We start from the raw sequence: 11,871 nt of genomic DNA on the forward strand, positions 1-11,871 counted from the left end.
AATAGAGAATAGAAAAACTTGCCTGGCGTAGCCGATAGGTGAAGATTGGTAGAAAATGAAGGTTAAGGATAGAAAAGAGGGAATGATGAAAAAGATCTTGATGTTAACTGTGATGATCGCAGTCGCACTCAGTTTGAGCTTTTGTGAGAAGGAAGCTGAGATATCGACTGAAAGATATAAAATGCTGGTTGATACAATGGCCACGGAAATGGATTACGAACCCTGGATGGAGTTTGCTCTGGAAATGAGTATGAACTATCCTGAAGAGTATGCTGCCGGAATGATCATGGTGCAGGCCGCCGAGCGTTCACTCATGGAACAGGATGAAAAACGATTTGATATTCTTTTTGAATATTTGAAGCAATATCCTGAAAACGGTGCTTTGGAATTAACTGATCAGATCGCTTTTGGAAACAGGCTGGCCTGGATCATGGCAGATCAAATGCTGCTTTTTAAGAAAGCTCCCGGTGTGATGGAATTTACCATCAATAAGTTTAAGAAGCATGAAGTGGGTTTGCAGTGGAGAAATGAGCTGGGAGCCATGATCTATGATACCCAGGCCAGTGTTTTTGAGGGGATGGATGAGCTGGATAAAGCCCTGGAAGCATACAATACAGCGTTGGAATATTTTGAACAACCCGAAACCTTACTCCGGCGGGGACTGATACTTGAGTCCAGAGGTGATCTTCAGGGAGCCCTGGAGGATTTCATCACTGCCCTGAGACATTCTCCCAACCAGGTGATGATCATTAATAAGGTCAAGGAAGTATATGCAACGCTCAATCCAGGGCAGGATGTTACGGCATTTTTTAATGATCTCCAGGAGAGCCTACTGGAAAGTCGCAAGGAAGAGGTGCTTGGAGAAGCCTTCTTCAATGATGCTCCGGAATTTGATTTCACTGATTTTTCAGGTGGTTCATACACCAATTCCAGCATGCTGGGTAAGGTATTATTTGTAGACTTCTGGGCGACCTGGTGTAGCCCTTGTCGCCGGGAGCTACCTGAATTTCAGGCATTTTATGATCTCCATAAAGACAATTCCAGAGTTGCGTTTATTGCAGCATCAACTGATCGTGAGCTGGATAAGGTCAAACCCTTTATTCAGGAATTGGGATTTACCTTTCCCGTGGCCTATGCCGGTGAAAGTGCTACAAAATTTGGGGTGGAAGGCATCCCAAGTTTGTTTATAATAGGGCCATCAGGAAAAATCCGTTACAAGATCGTGGGCTTTGATCCGGACAAAGACTTTGTCAGGGAGATGAGCTGGCGTTTGGAAAGTTTGTTGGATAGTTAACAGAACAGGTGTGAGGAGCGTAGAATGAGTCGTAAAATATTATTGGTGTTACTTATTTTGAGTGTGGCTTTTACTTTTGGTCAGGAAGCCAAGACTGGCTGGGGCTTCGGTGGCGTACCGGCTGTCGCTTATAACTCAGATACTGGTTTTCTTTATGGAATTGTGTTTGAAGCCTACAATTATGGTGATGGGTCGCATTCACCGGACTATGATTATACCATCAAACCAACCTGGACCCGTACTACCAAGGGGAGTGGTGCCAATGAACTCTTCTTCGACTCAAAATATCTTTTACCTCACGATATACGCATTACAGCTTATGCAGGTTATCTAACAGAACAGGCTCTGCCTTTCTATGGTTTTAATGGCTATGAAGCGAACTATATCCCTGGTTTTGAAGTGGGTGATTCAAGCAATTACAAAACGCGTATGTATTACCGTCATGAAAGAAACACTTTGCGGTTGACTGCCGATTTCCAGAAAAGTGTTTTGAGCGAAAACCTACGAGCCATTGCTGGATTTGGCTATATCAGTTCAGAGGTCGCTCCTGTTGATATCGATGTGCTGAATGAAGATCAGGAAGATGCTGATAAATTGCCTGATGTTCCCGCTTTGTACGATGAATATGTTACTGCAGGGTATATTGGTGTTGAGGAAGCAGATGGCGGACTCACTCCCTATATCAAGTTGGGTCTGGTTTATGATACGCGTGATAATGAGCCTAATCCCATGAGTGGTATCTGGACTGAAGCTTTGTTCACAACTTATCCTGGTTTTTTGGGAAGCGATTTTGATTTTTCAACTTTAACTGCTACGCATCGTCAGTATTTCACCCTCATGGAGAATGATCTTTCTTTTGCTTATCGTTTGGGCTATCAGCAGAATTTTGGAGACATACCCTTCTTCATGCTGCCTTATTACCAGAGCAGCTACAAGGTCACGGAAGGGTTGGGAGGTTCTAAATCACTCCGTGGTATTCTTAAAAATCGTATTGTTGGCAATGCTATTGTCATGGCAAATATGGAAGTACGTTGGAAGTTTTTCAGGACCGTTGTTGGTGGACAGAATCTGTATCTCGCCTTGAATGGTTTTGGAGATTTTGGTCAAGTGATCACACCTTATGAGGTTGATGGACAGACGCTGCCCATGGCTGCCGATGAGGGTTTGCATGTTGCTTTTGGTGGCGGACTCAGAATTGTACTCAACGAGAACTTCATTATTGCAGTCGATCAGGGTTATGCCTCCGAACCTCAAGATGGAACATCCGGTTTATACATTGGTTTGGGGTATTTGTACTAAACGACTCAAAACCTGAATCAGATTTTAAAGGCGTAGTGTAAAAACTGCGCCTTTTTAATTCATAATAAGTTTGTCACATGCCGATTCCATTTTGGATTCCGTTTGTGTTTATTACTTTACAATCGCTATCAAATATTTTTTTTGAACATTCATAAATAGTCCAATGCATGGGAAATCGGTCGGAGTATAACTTTGGTCGGAAATCTTTCGCAAAACCTAAATATGGGAGAAAAGCATGATCAAGTTTAGTAAACAGCAGCTTAAAATTCCCCAGATGAGCAAAGATGTTTATCTGGTAACCGGAGGGATGTCAAAGTTTGACAGAGCTATCCCGGAAAAGCGGACAGAAGAGCTGGTTATTGATTCATTTATAGAAGCTGCCGAATTTATCAACAAAACTCCTGAAGAGTTGAAAAAATATATTCATAGCTGCTACTATGGTCATTTTGCTGACCATTTTGGTGATCAATTACTGGGTGAGTCTGTTATTCATGATCGTCTGGGATTGGATCCTCTGGGAAATATTGGAGTCAAAACAGGGGGTGCCACCGGTGGTTCCACAATCTGGGAAGCTTATAAAGCCGTTGCCTCAGGCTATTCAGATACTGCCCTGGCCATGGGTTGGGAGCGCATGGATGAAGTGCCTACTGATGAAGGAAATCATCTGATTGCTTCTGCCGCGGATAAGGATTGGGAAACCCCCATGGGGCACATCTATACTGGTTACTACGCGGTAATGGCTCAGAAATACTGGCAGGTTTTTGGTAAGCAGGAAGACTCATTCAGAAGGACATTGGCTGAGATTGCCGTGAAGAACAAGGGCTACGCCCGGATGAATCCCCATGCCCAGAGCCCCATGAAGATCACCGTGGAAGATGTTCTCAATTCGCCCATCGTAGCGAACCCTCTGCGGGCTTTGGATTGTTGTTTGATGAGTGTGGGAGCATCCTGTGTGATCCTGGCGGACAAGAAGACTGCCTACGAGTTAACTGACAATCCGCTGTTGATCTATTCATCCGCCGGTACCCATACTCTGAGAGTGGCTGATCGTCGGGATATGGATATTCCATTACTGCCCAATGAAACTGCCGATCAATACAAGGATCTGGGGAAACGTTTTCCAGGTGGTGATCGTTATCCTGGTTTTACTGGTTTTCTGGCCGCTCGCATGGCCGCCTATTATGCTTATGGTATGGCTGGTATCGTTGATCCCATGGAAGATCTGGATCTGGTTGAGCTCCACGATGCTTTTACAATAAGTGATATTCAAACCTATGAAGATATTGGCATCAAACCTTATGGTGAAGGCCGCAAGTATGTGGAATCTGGTGAGTGCTATCATACCAATCCTCTCACAGGAAAACCGGGTAAATTGCCGGCAAACCTCTCAGGTGGACTCATTGGCAATATGCATGCTGTCGGTGCAACCGGGATCATGCAGGTGGTTGAGATCGCTCAACATCTGTGGGGTCGCTGGGCTGAAATGCACGGTGATGAAGCCAAATGGAAACGCTTTAATCGAACCAAACCCGATGATTGGACTGATCTACAGGTAAAAGGTGCCAAGCGAGCCCTGGCCATCAGTCATGCCGGTGTGGGTTCCCACGTTACCGCAACGGTGCTGGTGCACCCGGACCATCGGTTGGAAAGGAAGGGCTAAGATGAGTGTTGAGAATAGAGGATCTGTCAAGGTCGAAAATGGTCGCTATCGTGTCAGTGGAAATTTCCACTATGGTTATCCAAATTCTCCTATCAGAGATGAGAGTGGGAAACTAGTTGGGGTTACTAATCCTGCTGATATGACCCACATTCATACCTACGGGGGAGAAGCACCTTTTTTCGAAGGTCTGAGCAAGCAGAAATTACTGGGCACCAAGTGTGCCAATCCCAAATGTGAAACCCATGGATCCATCTATATTCCATACCGGATCCATTGTCCCGATTGCCTCATGCGTTGTGAGGAAGTGGATCTCACAGAATTGGCTCGTAAGGGAGCTACTGTTCATACCTTCATGATCACGGAACGTACAGGCGCATTCAATACACTTGAAAAGCCGATCCGTTTTGTAAACGTGGAGTTTGAAGGTGTGTCCACGATCCTCATGGGTTATCTCTCCATCGGTGAGCCAAAGATAGGTATGAAAGTGGTGCCCATCTTTCAGACGAAGAATCCTACGTACACCATCATGGATCTTTCATGGGTTCCTCAAGGTACTGCTGCAGCAGAGCTCCCGGAAGGGTTCAAGTTTTAACTGAATACTGCACAAAAAATGATAAGAAGAGACTGCTGCAAAGTGGTCTCTTTTTTTGTAAAAATCCTAGTAAAGTGGCAAATGGCGCATATATTAACGTCAGATGGCGTAATTGGTGCTATTTGGAGGTTACATGGTTGATTATCCGACAACAGAAGATCAGGAAGTTTTCAGGGAGCAGCTCAGGGTTAGTGAATCCATGGGGAATAAGTATGTAAGCCTGGTAGGGCTACGTGATTATGAGACCCCTGCTTTAGTAGGTGTTCTACAAGAGGGGTTAGCTTTTGAGGCGTTTGAGCATTTTGCGGTCAACCTGGGGCTTCCCAAAGATGAGTTACTCAATTTACTCCAACTGCCATTGCGTACCTTGCAACGTCGCAAAAAGGAGGGGGTGCTCCATCCCGATGAATCCGATCGCCTTTTGCGGGCAGCCCGGGTATTTGCACACGTTGTCGCTCTCTTTGATGGTAATTATATCATCGCCCGCGAATGGTTTGCAAAGCCACTTCAAGCACTGGGAGGCTCATCACCTCTTGAATTTGCCAGTACGGAGCTTGGCGCCCGAGAGGTAGAAATAATTATCGGTCGCCTGGAGCATGGTATTCCCCTGTGACCTTGTCGATCTGGAGGGTCATTAACAATCGTTATGCTCATTTAGGACTATCGGGTGAAGGCGCTCGTTTATATGGCGGGCGCTGGACCAGTCCTGGCTATCCGGTGATCTATTGCGCCCAGCATCTGTCACTTGCCATTCTGGAAATACTGGTTCACACCGAACGAAAGCAAGTTCTGGCAAGTTATTCTAAGATATCCCTAACCATTTCAGAAGCACAGGTTTACCGCGTTTCAGCTGCTGAATTACCAGAGAAGTGGGCCGCCCCTTTTCCTGGATTTGAGCTGCAAGAAATTGGTGACCTATGGCTGAGGTCGCAGCGATCGCTGGTTTTGCAACTGCCCAGTGTGATTGTCAACGAAGAAAATAATTATTTGGTTAACCCCCACCATCCAGACTTTAATGCTTTACACGCAGGTGCTGTGGAACCAGTTGCTCTGGATGTGCGTTTGTTTAACGGGGAATAAGGTTGTGAGCGTGCTTTTCCTTGGTATGGATAAGGTTTTGCCTATTTTTGCGCCAATGAAATATTTGAATCAGGAGTTGATCTGTTGAATAGTTTTGTAGAATGGTGGCAGCATCTGCCATCGCTGATGGATCCAGTTATCTTTAGTATTGGTAATTTCCCGCTACGCTGGTACGGAATGATGTATATCGCTGCTTTTGCAACGGCTTATCTGGTGGCTAAGTATCGCATCAAGGATGAAAAATTACCCTATACGGCAGATTTTGTGGCGGATGCGATTATGTGGGGTATCATTGGCGTTATTCTGGGGGGACGGTTGGGTTATGTTCTTTTTTATGGATTTGCTGATCTTATGCAGGATCCCATCAGGATCATTTCCCCAGTTGCCAAAATCAATGGGAGCTGGCGCTTTACCGGCATATCCGGCATGTCATATCATGGGGGTATTTCAGGTGTAGCGATCGCTCTCTGGCTATATGCCCGTAAGCATAAAATGAAATATTTTGAGCTCACAGATCTGCTCATGGTGGGGATTCCGCTGGGGTTCACTTTTGGTCGGATCGGAAATTTCATCAATGGTGAATTATATGGCCGGATCACCGAGAGTTGGATCGGCATGTACTTTCCCCATGCCCGGGACGGACTGTTGCGACATCCTTCACAACTGTATGAAGCATTTTTCGAAGGTCTTGTTGTATTTGCCTTTGTCTGGGTCTTTCGCAAGAAGTCGCCTTTTCCCGGCTTTATTTCAGGGTTGTATATTTTTGGATACGGGTTTGTACGCTTCTTCGTTGAATACTTCAGGCAACCCGATGCTCATCTGGGATTTGTTTTCTTAAATTTCAGTATGGGTCAAATGCTTTGTTTCGCCATGATGCTGGCAGCTGGTATGGTCTGGTACCTGGGATATACTCAAAATAGATCAGCAGAAACCACAGGCGAATGACCCTTTTAGTAATTTCTGTTTTCGCCCTTCTGGTCGGCCCATTTGTAGCCAGACTTTTCGAACAACAACCAGGTGTCAACCGTTTTCTGGATGGGTTTATCCTGGTTTCCATCGGGGGGATCGCAGTTACTCACCTGTTACCGGAAGCAGTCATGGAGATCGGGGGCATGGCCTTGCTTATGGTCGTTATTGGGGCATTGTTGCCCTATTTGGCTGAGCGTGCTTTCCATAGTTATGAGCGAGCAACCCATGGGGGTGTGCTAGCTCTGGCTCTTAGCGGGATCCTGGTTCATACGCTCTTGGACGGGGTCGCTTTATCCAATGCTTCGCTGGAACGCGGCGCTGGCCAGGCCTTGGCCTACGCCGTTATTCTACATCGCTTACCTGTTGGTCTGCTTATCTGGTGGGCTTTGAAGCCATTTACCACTATTAAAGTGATCCTGGGTGTTCTGGCGCTCATGAGCATTTCTACCATAGCTGGTTTCAATCTGGGCAGTACCGAGTTGGGTGTGATCAATTCAACTTTCATTACCTATTTTCAAGCTCTGGTAACCGGTTCTTTGCTGCATGTCCTTTTTCACCGACATCTGCATGGTCAGAATCATGCTCAATCCAGCCATGAACACGAGCACGTGAATAATCAAAAGCCACTCCCAGCTGCAGTTGGCGCTTTGGTCGGAGCAGCTTTGCTCTTTGCTTTACCGCTGGGAGGTGGTTTACCCCATGACCATTCCGTTGGATCGACCGCCCTGTTGACCTATTCATTATTCTTGAAAAGTTCCCCTGCACTATTACTGGGATTTGTCATAGCTGCCAGTATCCAGAATTTTATACCCGAAGCGGGAATTACCTGGCTCCATTCTAATAATAGAGCAGTTCGCGTAGGCAAAGGTATGCTCTTTGGTTTACCCCTGCCGATCTGTTCCTGTGGGGTTGTCCCACTGTATCATAGCTTGATCCGACGGGGGGTTTCCGTTGGTGCTGGTATGGCCTTCCTGGTGGCAACTCCGGAATTGGGGATCGATGCTCTCATGATCTCAGTTCCTTTGCTGGGGTGGAAAATGACCCTGGCGCGTCTGGTTGCAGCTGTATTGATCGCCTGGTTCACAGGTTATATCATGGATTTACTGGTTCCAGCTAAGCGATCACCCGAATTACCGATGATCGAGACCAAGGCAATAAAATCAACGTCAAACCCCTGGAAACGGTTCTGGTCAACCCTGAATCATGACCTCATTGACCATCTGGGACCCTGGGTGCTTATAGGCTTGATCATTGCTGCCATTACTGATCCTTTTCTCTCAAAAATTGATTGGAGTTCATTTGGGGTCGGAACAGATATCCTGATCATGGCAGTCATCGGGATGCCGCTTTATGTTTGCGCTACTGGGGCAACCCCTATTGCAGCAGTTATGTTGATGAACGGAGTTTCAGCCGGAGCCGTTCTAGCTTTTCTAATCACAGGGCCAGCCACAAACATTACCACCCTAGGGGTAATGAAAAATCTACATGGTGGAAGAGTAGCTATTATCTTCCCGGTTGTGATCATAGGCTTGACCATAATTGTGGGACTAGCAGTTAACCTGTTGATGGGAGATTCTGCCCATATGACAGTTGATGCACAGCATTTGGATGATCACTCCTGGATAAACTATTTAGCTGGTGCTATGTTATTAGCTCTATTTGCAGGTTCATTATTTAGGATTGGACCACGGGGCATGTTGGGAAATTTATATGAAGGATTGGGGTCTTCTGAGGAAGAGGATTGCAATTGTTCTCACGATTAAAGTAACCTTTTGGCTGTCAGGAAATAGTAATGAAAGTATTATTAGCAGGTGGAGGCAGTTCACATGAGCGAGAGGTTTCGCTTAAATCTACAACTGCTATGAGTCGAGCTTTGCAAGAGCTGGGTTATGAGTTTAAACATGTCGAATTGAAACGAGAATTGGATGTAACCAAAGCCTGGAACGATTCATTTGATATTGTATTATTGGGATTTCATGGCCGAGCCGGGGAGGATGGCTTACTTCAGTCCATGCTCGATGCGTATCAAATACCATACACAGGAGCTGGGGCTGTGGATAGCATGCTTGCCTTTTCAAAAGATTCCTCCAAGCGACTTTTTCAAACCCACGGTATCCCCACAGCCGATTGGGAGTTGTTGTTACACGAACCACATAAGGATTTACCGGTAACTCGCCTTGAGTTACCCCTGGTAATTAAACCAGATAATGAGGGTTCAACCATCGGCCTGTCAATCTGCAAAAATCCAGAGGATATGATCAAAGCCAGGAAAAACTCTGGGGTATTCAGTCGATTAATATTCGAGTCATTTATACCTGGTCGGGAGCTAACGGTTGGCGTTGTCGGTAATCAGGTTTATCCCATTGTTGAGATATTCCCTGGCCATGAGTTATATGATTATGAGTCAAAATATACCAAAGGAATGAGTCGCTATGAGTGTCCCGCTAAATTGGATGAAGCATTGACAAAACAGATCCAATATCTTGCCAGGCAGGCTATGCAGGCAGTCGGGGTACAGGTTTATGGGCGGGTCGACTTCCGTCTTGACCCTGCTGGTGAACCCTGGTGCCTGGAGATTAACACGCTCCCCGGAATGACTGAAACCTCGCTGCTTCCTATGGGGGCAAAAGCCTTCAAGTTGTCATTTCCAGAGCTTATTGATGAAATTCTCAAACAAAGTTTAAGAAAATATATATAGGTCAATTAAATGAGTATCCAGTTTTACAACACGCTCAGTCGCAAAAAGGAATTATTCACAGCTATCGATGAGAACAAAGTCAGGATGTACACCTGTGGACCCACGGTCTATGATTTTGCCCATATTGGCAACTATCGCACTTTTGTATTTGAAGATTTACTACGGCGATATCTGGAGTTTCGGGGTTATGATGTGATCCAGGCCATGAATCTGACAGATGTGGATGATAATACTATCCGGCGTAGTCGTGAAAGAGGCATCTCGCTCACCGAGCTAACGGACGAGTTCAAGGCGGCTTTCCATGCTGACCTGAAAACCCTGAATATTCAGCCAGCCCATAAATACCCGGAAGCTACCCGGTTTGTATCTGAGATGATTGATATGGTCAAGAGTCTGGAAGAAAAGGGCTACGCTTACCAAACGGAAGACGGCAGCGTTTACTTCAATATTGCAAAATACAGTGAATATGGGAAACTGGCTCATCTGAATCCTGAGGAAATGGTTAGCGGGTCACGGGTCACGGATGACAGTTATGAAAAAGAGGGTGCCCGGGATTTTGCCTTGTGGAAAGGCTATAAACCCGAGGATGGAGAGGTTCAGTGGGAATCACCCTGGGGAAAGGGTCGTCCGGGCTGGCATATTGAATGTTCAGTCATGTCCACTGAATTGCTGGGGGATCACTTTGATATCCATTGTGGTGGCGTTGATAATATTTTCCCCCATCATGAGAACGAGATCGCTCAGAGTGTCTGTGCGACAGGGCAAGAATTTGTTAACTACTGGTTGCACTCAGAATATTTGCTGGTGGAAAACAGGAAGATGTCCAAATCCTTGAACAACTTTTATACCCTGAGAGATCTATTGGATCAGGGATACCATGCCGAGGCTATCCGTTGGATGCTGACTACCACTCATTATCGTCAAAAGTTGAATTTCTCAGTAAAACGGCTTGAGGAAGCCCAGAAGTCTGTGAATCGACTGCGGGAGTTCAAGAGCAAGTTGGTTGACTATGGAGGGGCGGGCACAGAGTTGGCGACCGAGGAAGTTGTGGCTGCTGAGCAGCAGTTTACCAGATCGATGGATAATGACCTGAATATCTCGGGAGGTTTGGCGGCAATTTTCGAATTGGTCCGCTGGGGGAACCGGGTCATGGATCAAGGCGATCTAAGCGCAGCGGGTGCCCAGGTCATCCTTACGCTCATGGATAAATTTGATCACGTTTTGGGAATTCTAGATATGGAGCACTTCGACAAACTCAGCAACCGTGGTTTGGATCAAAAGATAGATGTAGCGTTCATTGAGGCTAAGATCACGGAACGAAAAACGGCTCGGATCAATAAAGATTTTACAACAAGTGATGCCATCCGGGATGAATTGGCTGGCATGGGTGTGGAATTGATCGACACTTCTGATGGCACCGAATGGAAAATGAAATAAATTTTTATTCGTAGAGACGCAATGCATTGTGTCTCTACAACCCCCCGAAATCGATGGAAATCAGGGCCAACATACAGGTGGGGTAGCTTGGGATTTCAATCGTGGGAATACACGAAATAAAGTTCCAATTATCTTCCTCAATATTTCTTGCGTCCAGTGAATCAGCATCTATATTCTCGAGCTTTTCGATAAAACGGCCAAGGTAGCTCAGTTGGTAGAGCAGCGGTTTTGTAAACCGCCGGTCGGGGGTTCGAGTCCCTTCCTTGGCTCGAGCACTAATGCCATGACAAGAACTAGTTGCACAAATGCAGCTTTGGCATGACATTGATTTTTTGGGTCGATGGCCGAGTGGTTAAAGGCGGCAGACTGTAAATCTGCTCTCAAACGAGTACGGTGGTTCAAATCCATCTCGGCCCACGCTTTTTTATAACTATGGGGAGGCAATTTTAAAAATATTGCTGTCTGAACCCAGTGGGTGTAGTTCAATGGTAGAACACCAGCCTTCCAAGCTGGTTATGTGAGTTCGATCCTCATCACCCGCTCGACTTGACAGTAAATTGCCCTAAAGACCAGGGCTTTTTTTATGTCAATTGCTCGGGTAGCTCAGTTGGTAGAGCACCTCCTTGGTAAGGAGGGGGTCAGCGGTTCAAATCCGCTCTCGAGCCCAAGTATCCCCATATAACTTTGAAAACAGGTAAGCGATACGGAGGAGTTAAAAAAATGGCAAAACAAAAATTTGAACGTACCAAACCACACGTGAACGTCGGAACGATCGGTCACGTTGATCATGGTAAAACCACATTAACAGCAGCAATCACTCAGGTGTTGGCAGCTAAGGGCTT

At 46.0% G+C, this 11,871-nt stretch carries 11 protein-coding genes and 4 tRNA genes; all 15 read left to right on the top strand.

Features of this window, described 5'->3' with window-relative positions; genetic code table 11:
• Positions 1-82 precede the first annotated feature (82 nt).
• Positions 83-1,294 carry a redoxin domain-containing protein gene (locus U9Q77_03235; protein ID MEA3286378.1) on the top strand — a complete coding sequence of 404 codons (1,212 nt, stop codon included), beginning with the start codon at positions 83-85 and terminating at the stop codon, positions 1,292-1,294.
• Between the two features lie 24 nt (positions 1,295-1,318).
• Positions 1,319-2,593 carry a BamA/TamA family outer membrane protein gene (locus tag U9Q77_03240; protein MEA3286379.1) on the top strand — a complete coding sequence of 425 codons (1,275 nt, stop codon included), beginning with the start codon at positions 1,319-1,321 and terminating at the stop codon, positions 2,591-2,593.
• A gap of 235 nt (positions 2,594-2,828) precedes the next feature.
• Positions 2,829-4,253: a thiolase domain-containing protein gene (locus U9Q77_03245; protein MEA3286380.1), complete on the top strand. Its 1,425-nt coding sequence runs from the start codon at positions 2,829-2,831 to the stop codon at positions 4,251-4,253.
• A 1-nt stretch (position 4,254) separates the two neighbouring features.
• Positions 4,255-4,845 carry a hypothetical protein gene (locus U9Q77_03250; protein MEA3286381.1) on the top strand — a complete coding sequence of 197 codons (591 nt, stop codon included), beginning with the start codon at positions 4,255-4,257 and terminating at the stop codon, positions 4,843-4,845.
• Between the two features lie 133 nt (positions 4,846-4,978).
• Positions 4,979-5,458 carry an antitoxin Xre-like helix-turn-helix domain-containing protein gene (locus tag U9Q77_03255; GenBank protein MEA3286382.1) on the top strand — a complete coding sequence of 160 codons (480 nt, stop codon included), beginning with the start codon at positions 4,979-4,981 and terminating at the stop codon, positions 5,456-5,458.
• The gene (locus tag U9Q77_03260; protein MEA3286383.1) at positions 5,455-5,925 is read left to right on the top strand and encodes an RES domain-containing protein; all 471 of its coding nucleotides are present in this window, start codon (positions 5,455-5,457) and stop codon (positions 5,923-5,925) included. Before U9Q77_03255 ends, U9Q77_03260 begins: the two co-directional genes overlap by 4 nt.
• Before the next feature lie 84 nt (positions 5,926-6,009).
• Complete coding sequence (gene lgt, locus U9Q77_03265; GenBank protein MEA3286384.1) at positions 6,010-6,870, top strand: prolipoprotein diacylglyceryl transferase; 861 nt, start codon at positions 6,010-6,012, stop codon at positions 6,868-6,870.
• Positions 6,867-8,657 (top strand): permease, encoded by a 1,791-nt coding sequence (locus U9Q77_03270; GenBank protein MEA3286385.1) that lies wholly within the window; start codon positions 6,867-6,869, stop codon positions 8,655-8,657. The genes lgt and U9Q77_03270 overlap by 4 nt, the downstream gene beginning before the upstream one ends.
• Positions 8,658-8,686: 29 nt before the next feature.
• Entirely contained in the window at positions 8,687-9,592 is a 906-nt protein-coding gene (locus U9Q77_03275; protein ID MEA3286386.1) for a D-alanine--D-alanine ligase, read from the top strand.
• Between the two features lie 9 nt (positions 9,593-9,601).
• Positions 9,602-11,029 carry a cysteine--tRNA ligase gene (cysS, locus tag U9Q77_03280; protein ID MEA3286387.1) on the top strand — a complete coding sequence of 476 codons (1,428 nt, stop codon included), beginning with the start codon at positions 9,602-9,604 and terminating at the stop codon, positions 11,027-11,029.
• A 196-nt stretch (positions 11,030-11,225) separates the two neighbouring features.
• Positions 11,226-11,298: transfer RNA gene (locus tag U9Q77_03285), tRNA-Thr, on the top strand.
• A 65-nt stretch (positions 11,299-11,363) separates the two neighbouring features.
• Positions 11,364-11,446, top strand: a tRNA-Tyr gene (locus tag U9Q77_03290).
• Positions 11,447-11,500: 54 nt separating this feature from the next.
• Positions 11,501-11,571: transfer RNA gene (locus tag U9Q77_03295), tRNA-Gly, on the top strand.
• A 50-nt stretch (positions 11,572-11,621) separates the two neighbouring features.
• Positions 11,622-11,694 (top strand) — tRNA-Thr (locus U9Q77_03300).
• A gap of 55 nt (positions 11,695-11,749) precedes the next feature.
• A partial coding sequence (locus tag U9Q77_03305; protein MEA3286388.1) for a GTP-binding protein occupies positions 11,750-11,871 on the top strand: 122 nt, incomplete at its 3' end.

Source organism: Candidatus Neomarinimicrobiota bacterium (assembly GCA_034716895.1).
Taxonomy (GTDB): domain Bacteria; phylum Fidelibacterota; class UBA8477; order UBA8477; family JABMPR01; genus JABMPR01.

What these genes read in the sequence shown, in the direction of transcription:
- U9Q77_03235 (MEA3286378.1), top strand. Translation starts at nt 83, where the DNA reads ATGATGAAAAAGATCTTGATGTTAACTGTGATGATCGCAGTCGCACTC.
- U9Q77_03240 (MEA3286379.1), top strand. Translation starts at nt 1,319, where the DNA reads ATGAGTCGTAAAATATTATTGGTGTTACTTATTTTGAGTGTGGCTTTT.
- U9Q77_03245 (MEA3286380.1), top strand. Translation starts at nt 2,829, where the DNA reads ATGATCAAGTTTAGTAAACAGCAGCTTAAAATTCCCCAGATGAGCAAA.
- U9Q77_03250 (MEA3286381.1), top strand. Translation starts at nt 4,255, where the DNA reads ATGAGTGTTGAGAATAGAGGATCTGTCAAGGTCGAAAATGGTCGCTAT.
- U9Q77_03255 (MEA3286382.1), top strand. Translation starts at nt 4,979, where the DNA reads ATGGTTGATTATCCGACAACAGAAGATCAGGAAGTTTTCAGGGAGCAG.
- U9Q77_03270 (MEA3286385.1), top strand. Translation starts at nt 6,867, where the DNA reads ATGACCCTTTTAGTAATTTCTGTTTTCGCCCTTCTGGTCGGCCCATTT.
- U9Q77_03275 (MEA3286386.1), top strand. Translation starts at nt 8,687, where the DNA reads ATGAAAGTATTATTAGCAGGTGGAGGCAGTTCACATGAGCGAGAGGTT.
- cysS (MEA3286387.1), top strand. Translation starts at nt 9,602, where the DNA reads ATGAGTATCCAGTTTTACAACACGCTCAGTCGCAAAAAGGAATTATTC.